This is a genomic window from Nocardioides sp. GY 10113 (genome assembly GCF_004919105.1).
In the GTDB taxonomy this organism is placed as follows: Bacteria; Actinomycetota; Actinomycetes; order Propionibacteriales; family Nocardioidaceae; genus Nocardioides.
Map to the genome: position 1 here is coordinate 492,475 of NZ_STGK01000001.1, position 21,072 is coordinate 513,546.

The 21,072-nt window shown below is 71.1% G+C and carries 23 protein-coding genes and 1 tRNA gene; 21 read left to right on the forward strand and 3 right to left on the reverse strand.

Annotated features, from left to right (window positions below; translation table 11 throughout):
* Positions 1 to 6 precede the first annotated feature (6 nt).
* Genes E8D34_RS02160 through E8D34_RS02170 form a run of 3 tightly spaced genes read left to right on the forward strand, consistent with a single transcriptional unit; the run spans position 7 to position 1,875 of the window.
* Positions 7 to 408, forward strand: a complete 402-nt coding sequence (locus E8D34_RS02160; RefSeq protein ID WP_136592895.1) for a MaoC family dehydratase N-terminal domain-containing protein — start codon at positions 7 to 9, stop codon at positions 406 to 408.
* Entirely contained in the window at positions 405 to 812 is a 408-nt protein-coding gene (locus tag E8D34_RS02165) for a MaoC/PaaZ C-terminal domain-containing protein (RefSeq protein WP_136592896.1), read from the forward strand. Before E8D34_RS02160 ends, E8D34_RS02165 begins: the two co-directional genes overlap by 4 nt.
* On the forward strand, positions 805 to 1,875 hold the full coding sequence (locus tag E8D34_RS02170; protein WP_136592897.1) for a UDP-N-acetylmuramate dehydrogenase: 1,071 nt from the start codon (positions 805 to 807) through the stop codon (positions 1,873 to 1,875). The genes E8D34_RS02165 and E8D34_RS02170 overlap by 8 nt, the downstream gene beginning before the upstream one ends.
* Positions 1,876 to 1,923: 48 nt before the next feature.
* Here E8D34_RS02170 and E8D34_RS02175 read toward each other — a convergent pair whose 3' ends face one another.
* Together E8D34_RS02175 and E8D34_RS02180 are read right to left on the reverse strand one after the other, a co-directional pair.
* A complete protein-coding gene (locus tag E8D34_RS02175) occupies positions 1,924 to 2,319 on the reverse strand; it encodes a DUF4190 domain-containing protein (RefSeq protein ID WP_136592898.1) in 396 nt (131 codons plus the stop codon).
* On the reverse strand, positions 2,316 to 3,356 hold the full coding sequence (locus E8D34_RS02180; protein ID WP_136592899.1) for an adenosine deaminase: 1,041 nt from the start codon (positions 3,354 to 3,356) through the stop codon (positions 2,316 to 2,318). Before E8D34_RS02180 ends, E8D34_RS02175 begins: the two co-directional genes overlap by 4 nt.
* 198 nt (positions 3,357 to 3,554) lie before the next feature.
* Between E8D34_RS02180 and E8D34_RS02185 the strand changes: the two genes are divergently transcribed.
* The 5 genes from E8D34_RS02185 to rplA all read left to right on the forward strand — a co-directional run bounded on the left by E8D34_RS02185 (position 3,555) and on the right by rplA (position 6,227).
* A tRNA-Trp gene (locus E8D34_RS02185) sits at positions 3,555 to 3,627 on the forward strand.
* 59 nt (positions 3,628 to 3,686) lie between these two features.
* Positions 3,687 to 3,950 carry a preprotein translocase subunit SecE gene (gene secE, locus E8D34_RS02190; RefSeq protein WP_168929301.1) on the forward strand — a complete coding sequence of 88 codons (264 nt, stop codon included), beginning with the start codon at positions 3,687 to 3,689 and terminating at the stop codon, positions 3,948 to 3,950.
* Positions 3,951 to 4,006: 56 nt separating this feature from the next.
* Entirely contained in the window at positions 4,007 to 4,810 is an 804-nt protein-coding gene (gene nusG, locus E8D34_RS02195; protein WP_240771039.1) for a transcription termination/antitermination protein NusG, read from the forward strand.
* Between the two features lie 200 nt (positions 4,811 to 5,010).
* A complete protein-coding gene (gene rplK, locus E8D34_RS02200) occupies positions 5,011 to 5,442 on the forward strand; it encodes a 50S ribosomal protein L11 (RefSeq protein ID WP_136592902.1) in 432 nt (143 codons plus the stop codon).
* Positions 5,443 to 5,507: 65 nt separating this feature from the next.
* A complete protein-coding gene (gene rplA, locus E8D34_RS02205; protein WP_136592903.1) occupies positions 5,508 to 6,227 on the forward strand; it encodes a 50S ribosomal protein L1 in 720 nt (239 codons plus the stop codon).
* A gap of 195 nt (positions 6,228 to 6,422) precedes the next feature.
* On the opposite strand, the gene E8D34_RS02210 is transcribed toward rplA, so the two are convergent.
* Positions 6,423 to 7,712 carry an aminotransferase class I/II-fold pyridoxal phosphate-dependent enzyme gene (locus tag E8D34_RS02210; RefSeq protein ID WP_136592904.1) on the reverse strand — a complete coding sequence of 430 codons (1,290 nt, stop codon included), beginning with the start codon at positions 7,710 to 7,712 and terminating at the stop codon, positions 6,423 to 6,425.
* A gap of 315 nt (positions 7,713 to 8,027) precedes the next feature.
* Here E8D34_RS02210 and rplJ point away from each other — a divergent pair, with 315 nt between their 5' ends.
* The 13 genes from rplJ (at position 8,028) to E8D34_RS02275 (ending at position 20,940) form a co-directional block, all read left to right on the forward strand.
* Positions 8,028 to 8,633, forward strand: coding sequence for a 50S ribosomal protein L10 (gene rplJ, locus E8D34_RS02215; RefSeq protein ID WP_136592905.1), 606 nt, complete (start codon positions 8,028 to 8,030; stop codon positions 8,631 to 8,633).
* Between the two features lie 84 nt (positions 8,634 to 8,717).
* On the forward strand, positions 8,718 to 9,110 hold the full coding sequence (rplL, locus tag E8D34_RS02220; RefSeq protein ID WP_136592906.1) for a 50S ribosomal protein L7/L12: 393 nt from the start codon (positions 8,718 to 8,720) through the stop codon (positions 9,108 to 9,110).
* 294 nt (positions 9,111 to 9,404) lie between these two features.
* Positions 9,405 to 10,349, forward strand: a complete 945-nt coding sequence (locus E8D34_RS02225) for an ABC transporter ATP-binding protein (RefSeq protein WP_136592907.1) — start codon at positions 9,405 to 9,407, stop codon at positions 10,347 to 10,349.
* 10 nt (positions 10,350 to 10,359) lie between these two features.
* Positions 10,360 to 11,142, forward strand: a complete 783-nt coding sequence (locus E8D34_RS02230; RefSeq protein ID WP_136592908.1) for an ABC transporter permease — start codon at positions 10,360 to 10,362, stop codon at positions 11,140 to 11,142.
* Between the two features lie 7 nt (positions 11,143 to 11,149).
* A complete protein-coding gene (locus tag E8D34_RS02235) occupies positions 11,150 to 11,977 on the forward strand; it encodes an ABC transporter permease (RefSeq protein ID WP_136592909.1) in 828 nt (275 codons plus the stop codon).
* 18 nt (positions 11,978 to 11,995) lie between these two features.
* Positions 11,996 to 13,321, forward strand: a complete 1,326-nt coding sequence (locus tag E8D34_RS02240; RefSeq protein WP_136592910.1) for an MCE family protein — start codon at positions 11,996 to 11,998, stop codon at positions 13,319 to 13,321.
* Positions 13,321 to 14,358, forward strand: coding sequence for an MlaD family protein (locus tag E8D34_RS02245; RefSeq protein ID WP_136592911.1), 1,038 nt, complete (start codon positions 13,321 to 13,323; stop codon positions 14,356 to 14,358). Before E8D34_RS02240 ends, E8D34_RS02245 begins: the two co-directional genes overlap by 1 nt.
* A gap of 4 nt (positions 14,359 to 14,362) precedes the next feature.
* Complete coding sequence (locus tag E8D34_RS02250) at positions 14,363 to 15,337, forward strand: MCE family protein (RefSeq protein WP_136592912.1); 975 nt, start codon at positions 14,363 to 14,365, stop codon at positions 15,335 to 15,337.
* Positions 15,337 to 16,482: an MCE family protein gene (locus E8D34_RS02255; protein WP_136592913.1), complete on the forward strand. Its 1,146-nt coding sequence runs from the start codon at positions 15,337 to 15,339 to the stop codon at positions 16,480 to 16,482. Before E8D34_RS02250 ends, E8D34_RS02255 begins: the two co-directional genes overlap by 1 nt.
* Before the next feature lies 1 nt (position 16,483).
* On the forward strand, positions 16,484 to 18,007 hold the full coding sequence (locus tag E8D34_RS02260) for an MCE family protein (RefSeq protein WP_136592914.1): 1,524 nt from the start codon (positions 16,484 to 16,486) through the stop codon (positions 18,005 to 18,007).
* The gene (locus E8D34_RS02265) at positions 18,004 to 19,329 is read left to right on the forward strand and encodes an MlaD family protein (protein ID WP_136592915.1); all 1,326 of its coding nucleotides are present in this window, start codon (positions 18,004 to 18,006) and stop codon (positions 19,327 to 19,329) included. The genes E8D34_RS02260 and E8D34_RS02265 overlap by 4 nt, the downstream gene beginning before the upstream one ends.
* 10 nt (positions 19,330 to 19,339) lie before the next feature.
* A complete protein-coding gene (locus E8D34_RS02270; RefSeq protein WP_136592916.1) occupies positions 19,340 to 20,074 on the forward strand; it encodes a hypothetical protein in 735 nt (244 codons plus the stop codon).
* Complete coding sequence (locus tag E8D34_RS02275) at positions 20,071 to 20,940, forward strand: hypothetical protein (RefSeq protein WP_136592917.1); 870 nt, start codon at positions 20,071 to 20,073, stop codon at positions 20,938 to 20,940. The genes E8D34_RS02270 and E8D34_RS02275 overlap by 4 nt, the downstream gene beginning before the upstream one ends.
* The last annotated feature ends 132 nt before the right edge of the window (positions 20,941 to 21,072 follow it).

Genomic DNA, 21,072 nt, shown 5'->3' on the forward strand with positions numbered 1-21,072 from the left:
GGGCACGTGCCGATCGACTCCACGCTGGTCGGGAAGTCCTTCCCGCCGACCGCTCCGTACACCGTGACCGCCGAAGCCGTCGAGGACTTCGCTGCCGCCGTCGGGTCGTCCGACGGTAGCGGAGCGGTGCCGCCCACGTTCCCGATCGTGGTCACCTTCCAGGCGATGCTGGCCTTCCTGGCCGCCGAGGAGGTCGAGCTCAGCCGGATCGTGCACGGCGACCAGAAGTTCACCTACCACCGCCCGGTCCGCGTCGGCGACGTGCTGACCGCCACGATGGAGGTCACCAAGCTCCGTCAGATCGGTGGCAACGACATCATCGCCACCACCAGCGAGATCACCGACGAGGCCGGCGCGCCCGTCTGCACCACGACCGCCACCCTCGTCCACCGTGGAGGTGCGGCATGAGCGCCCCGATCGAGCTGACCGAGGGCGCCACCCTGGCGCCCGTCGAGTACGACGTCGCCCGCGCCGACCTGGTCGCCTACGCCGCGGCGAGCGGCGACCACAACCCGATCCACCAGGACGAGGAGATCGCGCTCGCGGTCGGCCTGCCCGGGGTGATCGCGCACGGCATGTACACGATGGCCCTGGTCGGCCGCGCGGTCGCCGGGTGGACCGGTGGCGCCGAGGTGCTCGAGCTGGGCTGCAAGTTCACCGCTCCCGTGGTCGTGCCCGCCGAGGGCGCCGCGCGGGTGCGGGTGGCGGGCACCGTGAAGTCGGTCGAGGACGGCCGCGCCACGCTCGCCCTCGAGGTCACCTGCGCCGACGCCAAGGTGCTCGGTGCACCCAAGGCCGTCGTCCGTGCCTGAGCACTCCGTTCCCGCCAGGCTGGCCGATCGCACCACCCTCCGCCTCGGCGGACCCGCCGCAGCGCTGGTGACGGCGGCGACCGAGGACGAGATCATCGCCGCGGTCGACGCCCTCGACGCCGCGGGCACGCCGCTCCTGGTCCTCGGTGGCGGCAGCAACCTGGTCGTCGCCGACGAGGGCTTCGACGGCACCGTGGTCGCGCTCGGCGTGCCCGACCGCGACGCGGTGACGGTGACCGAGGAGTCCGGGCCCGACGACCACCACGTCGAGGTGACGGTCGCCGCGGGCGTCGTCTGGGACGACCTGGTCGCCCGGGCGGTGGCCGAGGGCTGGGTCGGCGTCGAGGCGCTCTCGGGCATCCCCGGCACGGTGGGCGCGACCCCGATCCAGAACGTCGGCGCCTACGGCCAGGAGGTCGCGCAGACGGTGCGCCGCGTCCGGGTCTGGGACCGGCGGCTGCGCGGCGTCCGCACCTTCGACGCGGCCGACTGTGCCTTCGGCTACCGCACCTCCCGGTTCAAGCGGGACCGGTTCGACGCGGCCGGCGGCCGCCACGTGGTGCTCTCGGTGACCTTCGGGTTCGCTCGGGGCGAGCTGTCGGCGCCGGTGGCGTACGCCGAGCTCGCCCGCTCGCTCGGCGTGGAGGTCGGCGCGAGCGCCCCGCTGGCCGAGGTTCGCGCCGCCGTCCTCGGGCTGCGCCGTGGCAAGGGCATGGTCCTCGACGCGGCCGACCACGACACCTGGAGCGCGGGCTCGTTCTTCACCAACCCCGTGGTGGACCCGGCGCTCGTGCCCGAGGGGGCGCCGGCGTACCCGCAGCCGGACGGCACCGTGAAGACCAGCGCTGCCTGGCTGATCGACCACGCCGGCTACGCCAAGGGCTACCCCGGTGACGGGGGCACGGTGAGCCTGTCCACCAAGCACACGCTCGCGCTGACCAACCGCGGCGGCGCGGCGACCTCCGAGCTGCTGGCGCTGGCGCGCGAGATCCGCGACGGCGTCCTCGAGCGCTACGGGATCGAGCTGGAGAACGAGCCGGTCACGCTGGGCTGCCAGCTCTGACGCTGCGGGCCCCGAGGCTGCGGGCCCCGAGCTGCGCGGCAGCGACCCTCAGCGCGCCATCACGCGCATCAGGTCGTCCAGGCCGCCGGTCTCCCTGAGCCCGACGAAGAACAGGGCGAGGAAGACGGCGACCGCCGCCGCGGCCAGGAGGAACAGCACGGTGCCGACGATCCCGGTGACCAGGCCGGTGGTGGCCAGGCCGGCGCCGGACCAGCGCCACGGCTCGCGCCGGATCTCGCGGCCCGCGCGGGCGCCGAGCCAGATCGCGAACGGCCCGCAGAGGCCGCCGGGCAGCGTCACGGCCACGCTGCAGGAGAGGATCATCGAGGCGATGCTGACGATGCCCAGCACCATCGCGGTGACCGCCTGGGGGTGGGTCGGCGGCGCGCCCACCCACGGTGGCGGCGGATGGTGCGGCGGGGGAGCAGTCCCGGGGTCGGTCACCCCGGCACCCTAGTGGGCGGAGCGGCCAGCCAGGCGTCGATGTCGGACTCCGCGGCGGCCCGGACCTCCGCGGGTGCCCGGGAGGCGCGCAGGGACATCCGGGCGAGGTCGGCCATGGCGCCGTCGGAGAGGTCGTGAGCCGCCCGCATCGTCGCGTACTGGCCGGCCAGCCGGGAGCCGAAGAGCAGGGGGTCGTCCGCGCCGAGGGCGACCGTCAGGCCCGCCTCGAGCAGCGTCGGCAGCGGCACCGAGGTCAGGTCGGAGTAGACGCCGAGCGCGACGTTGGAGACCGGGCAGACCTCGAGGGCGACGCCGGCCTCGGCCAGCCGGTCGAGCAGCGCCGGGTCCTCCGCCGCCCGTACGCCGTGGCCCAGCCGCTGTGCGCCCAGGTAGTCCAGGCACGTGCGGATGTGGTCGGGCCCGCGCAGCTCCCCGCCGTGCGGCGCGAGCAGCAGCCCCGCGCGCTCGGCGATCGCGAAGGCGCCGGCGAACTCCTCGGTGCGTCCGCGGCGCTCGTCGTTGGAGAGGCCGAAGCCGACCACGCCGCGGTCGGCGTACTGGGCGGCCAGGCGGGCCAGGGTGCGCGCGTCCAGCGGGTGCCGGGTGCGGTTCGCGGCGATCACGACCGCGATCGGCAGCCCGGTCAGGGCCGTGGCCTCCCGGGTGGCATCGAGGACGAGGTCGGTGAACGCGGTGATGCCGCCGAAGCGCGCGCCGTACCCGCTCGGGTCGACCTGGATCTCGAGCCAGCGACTGCCGTCGGCGACGTCGTCCTCGGCGGCCTCGCGCACCAGGCGGCGTACGTCGTCGGGGGTGCGCAGCACGGAGCGGGCGATGTCGTAGAGGCGCTGGAACCGGAACCAGCCCTTCTCGTCGGCCGCCGAGAGCCGGGGCGGCCACTCCGAGACCAGCAGGTCGGGGAGCGCGATCCCGTCGCGCTCGGCCAGCTCCAGCAACGTGGCGTGCCGCATCGACCCGGTGAAGTGCAGGTGCAGGTGTGCTTTGGGCAGTCGACGCAGGTCCCGCGGTTCAGTCATGGTCGCCACATCTTGGCACGCGGCCGGGAACGCGCCGGGAACGCGCCGGGCTCCGCGCCGGTGGGCGCCGGGACACTCCGGGGACCCTCGGATTGGTGACCCGTTGGCCGGTGTGCGTAGACTCCACCCCTGGTGGCTTTCCCCCATGATGAGTCGCGCCCGTGAACCCGGGCTCGAAGCATCGGGAAGGACACGCGGAGGGCACTAGCTCAACTGGCAGAGCATCGGTCTCCAAAACCGAAGGTTGGGGGTTCAAGTCCCTCGTGCCCTGCAAAACTGACAACGAAGGCAAACGGCTCACATGTCGTGACGCATGGAGAGGGTGAGGACGTGTCGGACACGCCTGCAGTCCACGGCCAGAAGGATGGCCGGTCGGGCAGCAACCACCCCGAGAAGCGCACCGGCCCGGTGACGTTCTACCGCCAGGTGGTCGCCGAGCTGCGCAAGGTGGTCTACCCCACCCGTGACCAGCTGGTCACGTACTTCCTGGTGGTCGTCACCTTCGTGCTGGTGATGATCGCGCTCGTCTCGCTGCTCGACCTGGGTCTGGGCAAGCTGGCGTTCGCGGTGTTCACCGGCGCCGACGACATCTGATCGGCGATGCTGACCAGCGCAGTCGTGACCAATTCCCGCAAGTGATGGAGCAACACGTGTCGGACCAGTACGACCCGGAGATCGACGGCGACGAGGCTGTCGCTACCGAGGAGACGGGTACCGAGGACGTCGTCGAGGCGGCTGACGAGGCGACCCTGGACGAGACCGAGGGCCTGGACGAGGCCGACTCTGACGAGGACGGCGCGGACGAGGACGGCGCGGACGAGGTCGACGGCGACGACGACCCGCTCGAGCAGTTCCGCCGCGACCTGTGGCTCAAGCCGGGCGAGTGGTACGTCGTGCACACGTACTCCGGCATGGAGAACCGGGTCAAGCAGAACCTGGAGAACCGGATCCACTCCCTCAATATGGAGGACTACATCTACGAGGTGGTCGTCCCTGAGGAGGAGGTTGCGCAGATCAAGAACGGTCAGCGCAAGATGGTCAAGCAGCGTCGCTACGCCAGCTACCTGCTGGTCCGCATGGACCTGACCGACGAGTCCTGGTCGGCCGTGCGCAACACCCCGTCGGTGACCGGCTTCGTCGGCCACAGCCACCAGCCGGTGCCGCTGACCATCGACGAGGTCGTCAACTGGCTGCGCCCGACGCTGGAGGCCGCGGCCCCGGTCGAGGCCGCGTCGGCGACCGCGGAGACGCCCGCCGCCGCCGCGAAGAAGCCGATCGAGGTCATGGACTTCGCCGTCTCGGACTCCGTGATGGTGGTCGACGGCCCGTTCGCCACGCTGCACGCGACCATCACCGAGATCAACGCCGAGGCCCAGCGGGTCAAGGCGCTGGTCGAGATCTTCGGCCGCGAGACCCCGGTGGAGCTGAGCTTCAGCCAGATCCAGCGCGTCTGACGCCGTGCCGATCCTCCGACGCGGGTCGGCAGTCCCTCGGGGCTGTCGGCCCGTTTCGCTTGCCCGCACCGCTCGTCGCCGATTCGCCGTACGGGCCGATCGCGAGGAGAATGTCCGGGTTGCCCCGAGTCAGTGGGGGCGACGAAGGTGGCAGAGGGCGCAGGTCCTCGTCATGACCACGAGAAGAAAGAGAACTGAGCATGCCTCCCAAGAAGAAGATCGCAGCACTCGTCAAGGTGCAGCTGCAGGCCGGTGCCGCCACCCCGGCTCCGCCGGTCGGTACCGCCCTCGGTCCGCACGGCGTCAACATCATGGAGTTCTGCAAGGCGTACAACGCCCAGACGGAGTCCATGCGCGGCAACGTGATCCCGGTCGAGATCACCATCTACGAAGACCGCTCCTTCACCTTCATCACGAAGACCCCGCCGGCCGCTGAGCTGATCAAGAAGGCCGCCGGTCTGAAGAAGGGCTCGGGCGTCCCGCACAAGGAGAAGGTCGGCAAGCTGACCAAGGACCAGGTGCGCGAGATCGCCACGACCAAGATGCCTGACCTGAACGCCAACGACATCGACGCCGCCATGAAGATCGTGGAGGGCACCGCCCGCTCCATGGGCGTCACCGTCGAGGCCTGACCCACTGTGGGAGAGCCGCGCTGGCTCGTTAACCACATCTCCTGATCTACACCTAAGGACCACTCATGCAGCGCAGCAAGACCTACCGCGCGGCGGCCGAGCAGTTCGACAAGAACGAGCTCTACGCCCCGCTGGCCGCGATCAAGATCGCGAAGACCACCAGCAAGAAGAAGTTCGACGAGACCGTGGACGTCGTCATGCGTCTCGGCGTCGACCCCCGCAAGGCGGACCAGATGGTGCGCGGCACCGTCAACCTGCCGCACGGCACCGGTAAGACCGCCCGCGTCCTCGTGTTCGCCGTGGCGGACAAGGCCGAGGCCGCCCGCGCCGCCGGTGCGGACGAGGTCGGTGGCGACGAGCTCATCGAGAAGGTGGCCGGCGGCTACCTCGACTTCGACGCCGTGGTCGCGACCCCGGACATGATGGGCAAGGTCGGCCGCCTCGGTCGCGTGCTCGGCCCCCGTGGCCTCATGCCGAACCCGAAGACCGGCACCGTCACCCCGGACCCGGCCAAGGCCGTGACCGACATCAAGGGTGGAAAGATCGAGTTCCGGGTCGACCGGCACGCGAACCTCCACTTCATCATCGGCAAGGCGTCCTTCTCCGAGACCCAGCTCGCGGAGAACTACGCGGCGGCGCTCGAGGAGGTGCTGCGGCTCAAGCCGTCCAGCTCCAAGGGCCGCTACCTGAAGAAGGTCACCGTCTCCACGACCATGGGCCCCGGCGTCCAGGTCGACCCGAACCGCATCAAGAACGTCGCGGTCGAGGACGAGGCGACTGCCTGATCCACGCCCCGGCGTACGACGAAGCCCCGGTCACCGTGAGGTGGCCGGGGCTTCGCGCATTCCCGGCGCAACCACGACGGCCGAGTGGGTGGAGAGCCCCGGCCGAGTGGGTGGAGAGCGCCGGCCGAACGGGTTGGAAGCACCGGTCGACCGGCCTACTCGACCGGCGCTTCCCACCCACTCGGCAGATGGGTGTCAGGCGGTCAGCTGCTCCAGCGCCGCCAGCTCGACGCACACCGCCACGCCGGCCATCGCGGTGACCACGTCGTCCAGGGACGGGAACGTCGGCGCCAGCCGGATGTTGCGGTCGTCGGGGTCGTTGCCGTGCGGGAACGCCGAGCCCGCCGGCGTCAGCGCGATGCCGGCCTCCTTGGCGAGCTGGACGACCCGCGACGCGGTGCCGTCGAGGACGTTGAGGTCCACGAAGTACCCGCCGACGGGGTCGCTCCAGGTGGCGATCCCGAGTCCGGCCAGCCGCGACCCGAGCGCCTCCTGGACCGCGGCGAACTTCGGCGCGATCAGGTCGCGGTGCTTGCGCATGTGGGCGCGCACGCCGTCGGCGTCGCCGAAGAACTCGACGTGCCGCAGCTGGTTGACCTTGTCCGGGCCGATCGAGGCGAACCCGAGGCGGGCCAGGTACCAGGCGCGGTTCTCCGCCGAGGCGGCCAGGCAGGCGACGCCGGAGCCGGCGTAGGTGATCTTGGAGGTCGAGGCGAACATGATCACCCGGTTGGGGTGACCCGAGGCCGCGGCCAGGCCGAGGGCGTCGGCGCTCTTGGTCTCCACGTCGGTGAGGTGGTGGACGGCGTAGGCGTTGTCCCACAGGATCCGGAAGTCCGGCGCCGCGGTCGGCATCGCCATCAGCTCGGCGGCGACCTCCGCCGAGCACACCGAGCCGGTCGGGTTCGCGTACGTCGGCACGATCCACATGCCCTTGACGCTCGGGTCGTCGGAGACGAGCGCCTTGACCGCGGCCACGTCCGGACCGTCCTCGTTCATCGGCACGGTGACCATCTCGATGCCCAGCTCGGCGAGCATGGTGAAGTGCCGGTCGTAACCGGGGACCGGGCAGATGAACTTCACCACGGGCTCCTGCGACCACGGCCGCGGCGAGTCCGGGGCGCCGGCCAGCAGCAGCCAGGTCACCACCTGGTACATCATCGTCAGGCTCGAGTTGCCGCCGACCACGACCTGCCCCGGGTCCACGCCGAGCAGGTCGGCGAAGATCTCCCGCATCTCCGGCAGGCCGTCGAGGCCGCCGTAGTTGCGTACGTCGACGCCGGCGCGGTCCTTCGTCGAGGTCGGCAGCTGCAGCAGGCCGTCGGAGAGGTCGAGCTGGTCGCTGCCCGGCTTGCCGCGGGTCAGGTCGAGCTTGAGGCCTCGCTCGACCAGCGCGGCGTAGTCGGTGCGGGCGGTCTGCAGACGGGCCGCCAGCTCCTCGGTGGACAGTTCGGTCAACGGCGTCGTCGGCGTGGAGGAGGTCACGGGACCATCGTGCCAAGTTCCGCGCGATCCCGCGCGCGCGGGTCCGCCCGCGGACGGTACGACGGGCCTCGGCGATTTGGGTGCAGGCGCTCCCGTGTGTCAATCTGTTGCCTGTAACCAGAGACCGCTGGTCGTCGGTAGCTCCACGAGCCACTGACGGAAGGTCCCGCCGATGGTGGGCGACCCGCGCAGGAGACAGAGCATGACAGGCGCCGTTCGCGGCGCCGGTGATCACGCCCTGGGCCTGCGCCCGGGGCGTTCGTCGTTTCGGGCCCCGAACAGCCGGCGATCTCATCCGAATCCGGAAGGAGACCCATGGCGCGGGCAGACAAGCAGGCCGCCGTCGCGGAGATCACTGAGGCTTTCAGTGACGCCGCTGGCGCTGTGCTGACCGAGTACCGCGGTCTCACCGTGAAGGACCTGCGGGATCTCCGCCGGTCCCTCGGCGAGAACGCCAACTACGCCGTGGTCAAGAACACGCTGGCCAAGATCGCCGCCAAGGAGGCGGGGATCGACGGCTTCGACGACCTCCTCACCGGCCCGACCGCGATCGCCTTCATCACGGGCGACGTCGTCGAGGCGGCGAAGGGTCTGCGTGACTTTGCCAAGGCGAACCCCACCCTCGTGATCAAGGGTGGCGTTCTGGACGGCAACGTCCTCGACGCGAAGGAGATCGCCAAGCTGGCCGATCTCGAGTCGCGCGAGGTGCTGCTGGGCAAGATGGCGGGCGCGATGCTCGCTTCGCTCAGCCAGGCCGTCTACCTCCTCAACGCCCCGCTCGCCCAGGCTGCCCGGCTCGCCGGCGCCCTGGAGGCGAAGGCCCAGGAGGACCCCTCGATCCTCGCAGGTGGTGCCGGCGCGCCGGCCGCTGCAGAGGACACCCCGGCTGCCGACGAGGCCGCCGAGTCCACTGACGCCTGATCCCAGGCCGACGTACCACACCACCTGAAACCCAGGCCCGCGCTGGCTGTCAGCGCGAGCCACAAGCATGAAGGAGACGCCATCATGGCGAAGCTCACCACCGCCGAGCTCCTCGACGCGTTCAAGGAGATGACCCTCATCGAGCTCTCCGAGTTCGTGAAGGAGTTCGAGGAGACCTTCGGCGTCACCGCCGCTGCTCCGGTTGCCGTTGCCGCTGCCCCGGCCGCCGGTGGCGCCGCTGGCGACGCTGACGACGCTGCCGCTCAGGACGAGTTCGACGTCATCCTCGAGTCGGCCGGCGACAAGAAGATCAACGTCATCAAGGAGGTGCGCGGCCTCACCTCGCTCGGTCTGAAGGAGGCCAAGGACCTCGTCGAGAGCGCCCCGAAGGCGATCCTCGAGAAGGTCAGCAAGGACGCCGCGGAGAAGGCGAAGGAGGCCCTCGAGGCCGCCGGCGCCTCCGTCACCCTCAAGTGACCTCGCGCCCGGTCTGCCGGGCCGCGTGAACGCCCATCGGGCCGTCAAGAGCTTGCTCTTGGCGGCCCGATGCGTTTTTCCCGCACCCGCCCGCCCGCCGGTGGCGCGGCCGGAACGCCGACGCACAAGCCGGTGCCGCCCGCGCCGGCTCCCGCAACAAAGTGACGCGCGCCACGGCCGGCCCGTAACCTCCCCCCGCAGGCCGCGTTGTACTCCCCAGTAGGGGCGTTTGCGGCTTGCTTGCTGCGACGGGGGTCGCCCGGTGGCTGGGGGAGTAGCGAGGAGAGGCACGAGATGGGTGTGGAGATCACCGTCGACGGCTTGACCAAGTCGTTCGGCAAGCAGCTGATCTGGGCCGACGTGAGCCTGACCGTCCCGGCCGGGGAGATCTGCGTGATGCTCGGCCCGTCCGGCACCGGCAAGTCGGTCTTCCTCAAGGCGCTGATCGGCCTCCTCAAGCCCGACAGCGGCTCGATCATCATCGAGGGCACCGACATCGCCTCCTGCTCGGAGAAGGACCTCTACGAGATCCGCAAGCTGTTCGGCGTGCTGTTCCAGGACGGCGCGATGTTCGGCTCGATGAACCTCTACGACAACGTCGCCTTCCCGCTGCGCGAGCACACCAAGAAGTCCGAGTCCGAGATCCGCGACATCGTCATGGAGAAGATGGACCTGGTCGGCCTGCTCGGCGCGGAGGACAAGCTCCCCGGCGAGATCTCGGGCGGTATGCGCAAGCGCGCCGGTCTCGCCCGCGCCCTCGTGCTCGACCCCGAGATCGTGCTGTTCGACGAGCCGGACTCCGGCCTGGACCCGGTCCGCACGGCCTTCCTGAACCAGCTGATCGTCGACCTCAACGCTCAGATCGACGCCACGTTCCTGATCGTCACCCACGACATCAACACGGCCCGCACCGTGCCCGACAACATCGGCCTGCTCTACCACAAGCACCTGGCGATGTTCGGGCCGCGCGAGATGCTGCTGAGCTCGGAGGAGCCGGTGGTCCGCCAGTTCCTCAACGCGCAGCGGGTCGGGCCGATCGGCATGTCGGAGGAGAAGGACGCCGACGAGCTGCTCGCGGAGAAGGACATGGACCTCCCGCCGCTGCCGCCGATCGCACTGCAGCTCGAGCCCTCCAACGGGATCCCGCGGCGCAGCCAGCGGCCCCCCGGGGAGTGGTGCCGCGAGAACGGCATCACCCCGCCTCCGGGGTCGTTCACCTCTGACGCCGCGTTGGCCTGAGTAGGCGCCCTTGTCCTCGACTTCGGCACGGGTGCTCGCGCCGGTCGGGACCGTTGGCTCGCTCTTCGCCTTCGGCCTCGACGTGGGGCGCGGACTCTTCAGGCGACCCTTCCAGACCCGCGAGTTCATCCAGCAGGCGTGGTTCATCGCGTCGGTGACGATCGTCCCGACGGCCCTGGTCGCGATCCCCTTCGGCGCGGTGATCGCGCTGCAGGTGGGCGGTCTGATCAAGCAGTTCGGCGCGCAGTCGTTCACCGGCTCCGCCTCGGTGCTCGCGGTGATCCAGCAGGCGGGCCCGATCGCGACCGCGCTGCTGATCGCCGGCGCCGGCGGCTCGGCGATCGCCGCCGACCTCGGTGCCCGCAAGATCCGCGAGGAGCTGGACGCGCTGATGGTCCTCGGGATCGACCCCATCCAGCGCCTGGTGGTGCCCCGGGTGCTCGCCTGCATGCTGGTCGCGGTCTTCCTCAACGGCATGGTCAGCGTGGTCGGCGTCGCCGGCGGCTACGTGTTCAACGTGCTGCTCCAGGGCGGCACGCCGGGCTCCTACCTGGCCAGCTTCGCCGCGCTCGCCCAGCTCCCCGACGTCTGGGTGGGCATGGTCAAGGCGCTCATCTTCGGGCTCATCGCCGCCGTCGTGGCGGCGTACAAGGGGATGAACGCCGGCGGCGGTCCGAAGGGCGTCGGCGACGCGGTCAACGAGTCCGTGGTGATCACGTTCCTGCTGCTGTTCCTCGTCAACTTCGTCCTCAGCGCGATCTATCTCCAGATCGTCCCCGCGAAGGGCGGGTAGGCGCGCGATGGCGAACGTGAAGGCGGTCTACGAGCGCCCCCTCAAGGGCCTCGACGCGCTCGGCAACCAGCTCTCCTTCTTCCTCCGCGTGCTGATCAACCTGCCGCGGTCGGTGATGCGGTTCCCGCGCGAGGTGATGCGCGTGCTCGCCGAGACCACGCTGGGCACCGGTGCCCTGGCCGTGATCGGCGGCACCGTCGGCGTGATCCTCGGGATGACCTTCTTCACCGGCGCCCAGGTCGGCCTCTCGGGGTACGCCGCCCTCGACCAGCTGGGCACCTCGGCGTTCGCGGGCTTCGTCTCGGCGTACTTCAACACGCGCGAGATCGCGCCGCTGGTCGCCGGCATCGCGCTCGCCGCCACGGTCGGCTGCGGGTTCACCGCCCAGCTCGGCGCGATGCGGATCTCGGAGGAGGTCGACGCGCTCGAGGTGATGGCGATCCCCTCGATGCAGTACCTGGTCGGCACCCGGGTGTTCGGCGGACTGATCGCGATCGTGCCGCTCTACGTGGTCGGCCTGCTCTCCTCGTACGTGGCCAGCCGGCTCGTGGTCACCGTCTTCTACGGGCAGTCCGCCGGCACCTACGACCACTACTTCAACGCGTTCCTGCCACCCGCCGACGTGCTCTGGTCCTTCGGCAAGGTGCTGGTCTTCGCGGTGATCGTGATCCTGATCCACTGCTACTACGGCTACACGGCCTCGGGCGGCCCGGCGGGCGTCGGCGTCGCCGTGGGCCGCGCGGTCCGGACCAGCATCGTCGCCATCAACGTCGTGGACCTGCTGCTCTCGATGGCCATCTGGGGCGCCTCGACCACCGTCCGGCTGGCCGGGTGAGCCGATGCGGGTGAGTCGATGAACAGGGTGCTGGCCGCGCCGAGGCTGCTCGGCGTCGTCTTCGTGGTCCTCCTCCTGGTGGCGGTGTACCTGACGTACGCCGCGTTCACCAAGAAGTTCGCGGACTACGAGGAGGTCACGCTGCAGACCTCCACGATCGGGCTGCAGCTGCCCGACCGCGCCGACGTGAAGATCCGCGGGGTGCTGGTCGGCGAGGTGCTGGCCACGGAGGTCGACGGCCCCGAGGGCGCGACGGTGACGCTCGGGCTCTACCCCGACCAGGCCGAGGTGGTCCCGGCCAACGTGACCGGCGCGATCCTCCCCAAGACGCTCTTCGGCGAGAAGTACGTCTCCCTGGTCATCCCCGAGAGCGGCCCGAGCGGGACGCTGGCCGCCGGCGCGGTGATCCCCCGCACCGAGGTCAGCACCGAGGTCGAGGAGGTGCTCGCCGACTTCTACCCGCTGCTGCGCGCGGTCCGGCCCGCCGACCTCAACGCCACCCTCTCGGCGATCTCCACCGCGCTCGAGGGCCGCGGGGAGCAGCTGGGCGAGAACCTGGAGACGGTCGACGCCTACCTGAAGCGGATCAACCCGCAGATCCCGGCGCTGCTCGACGACATCCGGCTCACCGCTGAGGTCGCCGACACCTACGCCGACATCCTCCCGGACGTCGCCCGGATCCTCGACGACACGGTCAAGACGACCGGGACGCTCGAGGCCAAGGAGACCGTGCTGAACCAGCTGCTCCGCGACGTCCGCTCCTTCTCCACGACGGCGACCGGCTTCCTGGCCGAGAACGGCCAGGCGCTGGAGGAGGCCACCGCCCTCACCGCGACGGAGCTGCGCGTGCTGGCCCGCTACTCTCCGCTGCTCAGCTGCCTGCCGCGGGGCATCGACGTCATCCAGGGCCGCCTGGCGGAGGCGTTCCGCGGCTACGTGCTGCACATCATCCTGGAGTTCATCCCGAACCAGCCGCGGTCCTACGACGCCGGCGACAAGCCGCACTTCGGTGCGGACAACGACCCGAACTGCCTCGGCCTGCCCGACCCGGTCGGCTCGCAGGCCAACCCGTTCAACGACTTCCCGAACTTCGACGACGGAGTGGACCGGCCGACCGGCAAGGGCACGATCCGGGTCGCTCCCGGCTTCGGCGCCGAGACCGCCCGGGCCGCCGGCGCGGACAGCGGCTCCGCGTTCCGCGGGGACCCCACCGACCTCGGCCTGCTGCGCGACTTCCTGGGCGAGGCCTACGCCGGCGCCGGCGACCTCGACCTGCTGCTGGCGGCGCCGACGGTGGCCACGGCCGGCAGCGCCGGCGGCGCGAGCGCGGGGGGTGAGCGGTGATGGCGCGCTTCGACAAGCAGACCACCGGTGCCCTGGTCCGGCTGCTGGTCTTCGTGGTCACCACCGGGCTGGCCACCGGTCTGCTGGTCGCCACGATCGGCAACTTCTCCTTCGGCAGCAGCAAGGAGTACCACGCGGTCTTCGCCGACGCGACGGGCGTGGCCAAGGGCGACGACGTCCGGGTCGCCGGGGTGCGCGTCGGCACGGTCGACGACGTCGCGCTCCAGCCCGACGCCCGCGTCGAGGTCACCTTCTCCGTCGCCGAGGACGTCCGCCTCGACGGAGCCACCAACGCCACGATCCGCTACCGCAACCTGCTCGGGCAGCGCTACATCGCGCTCACCCAGGACGGCCGCTCGAGCGACACGATGGCCGAGGGCCAGACCATCCCGATCGCCCGCACCCAGCCCTCGGTCGACCTGACGGTGCTGTTCAACGGCTTCAAGCCGCTCTTCCAGGCGCTCTCGCCCGACGACATCAACCAGCTCTCCGCCGAGATCGTGAAGGTCTTCCAGGGTGAGGGGGGCACCGTCGAGAGCCTGCTCGCGAGCACGGCCTCGCTCACCCAGACGCTGGCCGACCGCGACCAGGTGATCGGCGACCTGCTCGACAACCTCGACTACGTGCTCGGCCACGTCGCGGACCGGGACCGGCAGCTGACCCGCCTGATCGGCAGCTTCCGGACGCTGGTCGGCGGGCTCAAGGACGACCGGCAGGCGATCCTCTCCTCGCTGGACAGCATCTCCGCGCTCTCCGTGCAGACCGCCTCCCTGGCCGAGGACATCCACGAGCCGCTGGTCGCCGACGTCGCCCAGCTGCGCAAGACCGCCGCCCTGCTCGACAAGGGCCGGGCCGAGATCGACCGCACCCTCCAGGTGCTGCCCATCAAGCTCAACAAGATCGGACGGACCGCCACCTACGGATCGTGGTTCAACTTCTACCTCTGCAACCTGGCCGTCACCGTGCGCAACAACGGCTCCGTGATCGCCCGCCCCGTCATCGACGTCGGCGCCGAGCGCTGCAGCCTGGGGGGATGACGCGATGAAGCCGTTCCAGGAGCGCAACCCGGTCATCGTGGGCGCGATCAGCATCGCCGTGCTGGCGCTCGTCGTGCTGGCCGCCCTGCGCGCGCAGGACCTGCCGCTGATCGGCGGCGGCGACACCTACTACGCCGAGTTCTCCGAGGCCGGTGGGCTCAAGGTCGACGACGAGGTCCGGATCTCCGGCGTCCGGGTCGGCCGGGTGGACTCCGTCGAGCTCGCCGGCGACGTCGTCCGGGTCGGCTTCAAGATCAAGAGCGACGCCGATCTGGGGGCCTCCACGCGGGCCGGGATCAAGGTCGGCACCATCCTGGGCTCGATGTTCCTGGCGCTGGAGCCGGCGGGCTCGGGGGAGCTCGCGGAGGGGGCGACGATCCCCACGGCGCGCACCTCCTCGCCGTACGACGTCGTGGACGCGTTCACGGGGCTGGCGGAGACCTCCGCGAAGATCGACACCGACCAGCTCGCCGAAGCGCTCACCACGCTGGCCGACCTGACCCGGAACACGCCCGAGGAGTTCCGTGCCGCGCTCAAGGGCGTCTCCGAGCTCTCGACGGTGGTCGCCTCGCGCAGCGAGGAGATCAACTCGCTGCTGAAGAACGTCGACCGGGTCTCCGCGGTCCTCGACGCCCGCGACGAGGACATCGTGGCGCTGATGGACGACGCGGACGTGCTGTTCCAGGCCCTGCTGGCCCGGCGCCAGGCGATCCACGACCTGCTGGTCTCCACGGCCGACCTGAGCAGCGAGCTGACCAGCTTGGTCAAGGAGACCCGCGCCGACCTCAAGCCCGCCCTGGACCACCTGGAGTCGGTCGTCGAGGTGCTGAACAAGAACGAGGACAACCTGGACAACTCGCTGCGGCTCGCGGCGCCCTTCTACAAGGTCTTCGCCAGCACGCTCGGCAACGGACCGTGGTTCGACACCTACATCTACAACCTGCCGCCCGTCCCGGGCCCGGACGCGGGGGTCAACTGATGCGCGGGCTCGCGGACGTGCTGCGGCGGAACCTGCCGATCCTGGTCGTGATCGGGCTGGTGGTCGTCGGTGCCGTGTGGATGTTCGGGGCCGGCAACGGCACCAAGACCGTCACCGCCTACTTCCCGCGGACCGTCTCGGTCTACGAGGGCAGCGACGTGCGGGTGCTCGGGGTGTCGGTGGGCGAGGTCGAGCAGGTGGTGCCGGAGGGCACCCGGGTCAAGGTCGTGCTGCGCTACGACAACCAGGTGCGGGTGCCGGCCGACGCCGACGCGATGATCGTCTCGCCCTCGGTGGTCGGAGACCGATTCATCCAGCTCAGCCCGGCCTACACCAGCGGTCCCGTGCTGGCCGACGGCGCCACGATCGCCCAGAGCCGGACCTCGGTCCCGCTCGAGCTGGACGACATCTACGACAGCATCGACCGGTTCAGCGTGGCGCTCGGGCCCAACGGCGCCAACAAGAACGGCGCGCTCAGCGACCTGCTGGCGCAGACCGCGAAGAACTTCGGCGGCCAGGGCGCCGCCTTCCGCCGGACGATCGAGGACTTCGGCGACCTCAGCGCCACCCTGGACGACAACAAGGAGGAGCTCTTCGGCTCCGCCGCGCGCCTGGAGTCCTTCCTCCAGACCCTGGCCGAGAACGACCAGACCGTGCGCAGCTTCAACCGCTCGCTGGGGCAGGTCTCCAGCCTGCTGGCCGGCGAGCGGCAGGAGCTCACCGCGGCACTGAGCAACCTCGGCGTGGCGCTGGACCAGGTCAGCGGCTTCGTCCAGGAGAACCGCGGCGCGCTGACCCGCAACATCGCCGGCCTGGACCGCGTCTCCAAGGTGCTGGTCAAGCGCCGCGACGAGCTCAACCAGGTGCTGCGCGACGGCCCGTTGGCGATCAACAACCTCGCCCTCACCTACAACCCGCAGGCCGGCACGCTCGACACCAACGCGAACCTGACCAACCTGGTGGCGGAGTCCATCAACAACCCGCAGACGGTGCTCTGCGCGATCGTCTCCGGCGCCGACACCAACGGGAGCCTCTGCGACCTGATCAAGAGCCTGCCGCTGGGCCGGGTGTCGCCGTTCGGGACCGGCAGCTGGACGCGTGACGACTACGACCCGACGCTCAGCGGCCTCGTGGAGGTGGACTGACGTGGGCGGACGGATGCGATCACTGCTGCGTGGGGCCGCCGCCGTCGTGGCCGGCGCGGTGCTGCTGTCCGGCTGCAGCTTCGACGTCTACGAGCTGCCGCTGCCCGGCGGCGCGGACGTCGGGGATGACCCCATCGAGGTCACCGCCGCGTTCCGCGACGTACTGGACCTGGTGCCGCAGTCCTCGGTCAAGGTCAACGACGTGAGCGTCGGCGAGGTGACCGACATCCGGCTCAGCGGCACCCACGCCGTGGTCACCCTGCGCCTGCGCGGCGACACCGGCCTGCCGGACAACGCGACGGCCTCGATCCGGCAGACCAGCCTGCTCGGCGAGAAGTTCGTCTCGCTCGACGCCCCGGCGAAGGGCGGGCGCGGCAGCCTCGACGACGGCGACGACATCCCGCTCTCGGCGACCGGTCGCAACCCCGAGGTCGAGGAGGTGCTGGGTGCGGTGAGCCTGATCCTCAACGGCGGCGGCGTCGCCCAGCTGAAGTCGATCACCAAGGAGGTCAACCAGGTGCTCGGCGGCCGGGAGGACACCGCGCGCTCGGTGCTCACCCAGGTCGACGACCTGGTCTCGCGGCTCGACGACCGCAAGGCCGAGATCGTCGACGCGATCGACGCCGTCGACCGGCTCGCGTCCACCGCCCGCGAGCACATGGACAGCATCGACCTCGCGCTGGAGGAGCTGCCCGACGCCCTGGACTCCCTCGACGGGCAGCGCGAGGACCTGGTGGCGATGCTGCAGGGTCTCTCCGAGCTCGGCGACGTCGGCACCCGGGTGATCCGCAACGTGCAGGACGACACCGTCGACCTGCTGCGCGACCTGAACCCGGTGCTGACCCAGATCAACGCCGCCGGGGACTCCTTCGTCCGCGCGTTCAGCACGTTCGTCACCTTCCCGTTCGTGGACGAGTCGGTGGGCCGCGACCCGCAGGTGGCGCGCAACCTGCACATGGGCGACTACGTGAACCTCTCCATCGACCTCGACCTCGACATCTCCGGCGTGCTCTCCAGCATCACGGACCTGGCCTGCATCCCGGTCAACGCGCTGCCGGACCTGCCGCTGTCCGACCTGCTCGGCCTCGACAACCTCTGCCCGGGTGCGCAGCAGACGCTGCGGGGCTGCGCCACGGCGCCCGCCGATCTCACCTCCTGCCTCCGGCTGCCCGACTTCACCCTCGACTCGATCTGCGACACCCTCGGGCTCAGGGCGGTCTGCAACCTGCTGGGCGGTGGCCGCGCCTCGTCGCCGAGTGCCGCGGCCGGCGCCGGCGGCTCGGGCAGCGGCTCGTCGGCCGGGGCGCTCCAGGACCTGCTCAGCGGGGTCGCCGAGGGGGCGAGCAGCGGTCTCTCCGGTCTCTCCGGGCTCCTGGGGCTCAACCGGGTGGCGCCGGGAGATGCCCGGCAGGCGCGCGAGGAGCGCGACTGGCGTGCCTTCGACGAGAAGTACGACGTGGGCCTGCTGCGCGTGATGAGCGGCCCCCTCGGGGACCCCGACGGCAGCCGGGAGGGGGCCCGATGATCAACCGTCGTACCCGCATCCAGCTGATCGTGTTCGCGCTGATCACACTCATCGGCGTCGCGTTCGTGGGCGCCCGCTACGCCCAGCTCGACCGGCTCGTGGTCGACCGCGCGTACACCGTGACCGCGCACGCCGAGGAGTCCGGCGGGATCTTCGCCGGGGCCGAGGTCACCTACCGCGGCGTCGGGATCGGGAAGGTCGACGAGCTCCGGCTCACCGAGCAGGGCGTGGACATCGTGCTCCAGATCGACCGCCAGTGGGACCAGATCCCCACCGACTCCCGGGCGCTGGTCGGCAACCGGTCCGCGGTCGGCGAGCAGTACCTCGAGCTGCAGCCGCGCACCGACGCCGCGCCGTACCTCCAGGAGGGCTCGCAGATCGCCGAGGTGACCACCCCGATCAGCACCGCCCAGCTGCTCGGCGACATCGCCGGCACGGTCTCCAGCATCAACCGCAAGGACCTGAGCACCACGATCGAGTCCCTCGGCCAGGCGTTCGCCGGCACCGGCGAGGACCTGCAGCGGATCATCGACACGGGCAACGACTTCATCGATCTCGCCCAGCAGAACTTCGACCTGACCACGGCGCTGATCCGCGACGGCAACACCGTGCTGCGCGGGCAGGCCGACACCGAGAGCTCGCTCCGTGTCTTCGCCCGCGACCTCTCGGCGTTCACCACCGCGGTGGCCGGTGCCGACAAGGACCTCCGGGCCGTCATCGACTCGGGCTCGCTGGCCGCCGACCAGCTGCGCACCCTGCTGGAGCAGAACGACGTGCACCTGTCCTCGCTGCTGCGCAACCTGGTCACCACCGGCGAGGTCGTCGTCGCGAACCTGCCCGGGGTCAAGCAGCTGCTCATCCTCTACCCGTACGCGGTCGCGGGCGCCTACACCGTGGTCGCCAAGTCGCCGGGCAGCGGCAGGTACGACGCCCACTTCGGCCTCGCGCTCGGGTTGGAGGTGCCCGGCAACCTCGGCGGCATCCTCGGGCACAAGCTGTGCCGCGAGGGCTACGAGTCGACCGACCGCCGGGGCCCGAACGAGGGCGACAACATCCCGATGAACACCAAGGCCGGCTGCACCGAGCCGATCACGGAGAGCAACGCGCGCGGCCCGCAGAACCTGTCGCGGGTCCAGCCCCTGCTGAGCGGCGGGCAGAGCACCCCGGTGGCGCGCTACGACATCGCCAGCGGCACCCTGACCTGGGGCGCGCCGGCCGCGTCCTCGACGGGTTCGGCCTCCCGCGCGGGTAGCGTGGCGCCGCCGTCGTTGGGGGAGGACTCGTGGGAGTGGCTGTACCTGCAACCGTTGATGGGGCAGTAGGGGTGGTCGCGTGACCGGCCGGGACGACAGTGCCCGGGGCTCGAGCGCCCGCCGTTCGGTCGCGTCCCGGCGCGGCCTGCTCGCCGTACTGGCCGCGGTCGCGCTGCTGGCCGTGGTCGCCAGCGGCGTCGTCGTCTGGCGCGACACCGACGGGGGCGGTCCGCTGGCGCGGCTCGACGACCTGCGGCACCCGCCGGCCCCGGTATCGCTGGAGCACGAGCAGCTGCTCGGCGTCGCCGCGGACTTCGTGCAGCGGTTCAACACCTACGGCCCCGATCTGCTCGACGACGCCGGCACGATGCCGGAGTACGCCGCCCTCGCCGACGAGATGACCGCCAAGTTCGGAGCGGTCTTCGAGTCCAACCTCACCTACGCCGAGCAGACGGTGGCGGAGCTCGACGTCCGCCGCCGCGCCCAGGTCTACGCGGTCGGCGTGGCCTCGGCGGACGCCGACTCCGCCGAGCTGCTGGTCGCGGGCACCGCCACCTTCAGCTACCCGAACCCGGACAAGAGGAAGACCTGGGTGGAGTTCGACCCGGAGCGGTTCCGCTACCAGGTCTCGCTGGTCCGTCAGCACGGCGAGTGGCTCGTCGACGACCTCGACGACGTCGACGACGACCTGCCCTCGCTGGCCCAGTCCACCCCGCAGGACGGCGCCGGCCTGCCCGGCGAGCTGCCCAGCCAGGGCGCGGGGACCGGTGACGGCGGGAAGAGCGCCGGCGACCAGGCCGAGGGGGAGCAGTGACCAGCCCGAGCCTCTACGACCTGCTCGACGTCGACGAGGCCGCGAGCACGGGTGAGGTGCGCGAGGCCTGGAAGCGCGCGGTCGCCGATCTCGACCCGGGTGACCGGCGGTTCCGGGCGTTCAGCGCCGCGGCGGAGGTGCTGCTCGACGACACCCGCCGAGCGGCGTACGACGAGGAGCTGGCGACCAGCCGTCAGGACGAGGCGGTCGTGACCGGGGATCCGGCCGACGCATCCGACGTGTCCGACGAGGCCGACGTGTCCGACGAGGCCGACGTGTCCGACGAGGCCGACGAGGCCGACGAGGCGGCCGGGCCCGCCGCGCGCCCGCCGCGCACCGGCCCACCGACCTGGTCGCTGTGGACGGCGGGGGTCGCCGCGGCGCTCGCCGTCGCGCTCGCCGCCTGGATCCTCACGCTGCCGGGCGCCCGCGCGGAGGACTCGCCGCGCGAGGTGGCCGAAGCGGCGGACGCGCAGGCGGCGGCCGGGCTGTCCGCCCAGGCGGCTGCCGCGGACGAGATCGTGCCGTTGCTGGGCTACGACTACCGGACGATGGACGAGGGCCTGGCCCGGATCCAGGCGCAGATGACCGACGAGATGGCCGCCCGGCAGGCCAGCTCCTGGCCGGCGCTGGCCGAGGAGGCGCGCCGTCAGCGGGTGGTGGTGACCGCCGAGGCGCCGTACGTGGCCCTGACCCGGGTCTCGGCGGACGCGGACCGGGCGACCGTCGTCGCCTTCATCGACCAGCGGGTCCAGAAGAAGGGCGTCGAGCCGTTCACGCTGCGGATGTGGGCGACGCTGACCCTGGTCGACGACGACGGCCGGTGGCTGCTGGACGACATCTGCACCGAGGGCGACTGCAGCTGAGTCCCCCCGGGCGGCGCCCGCCTGCGCCGCGCCCGATTTGGCGCAGGTGCTTGACCTGGCAACGAGTCCGGCGCATGATCCTCCGCAGGGTTCTCCGGGGTACCCTGGGCCGGTCCCATGCCGATATTGTGT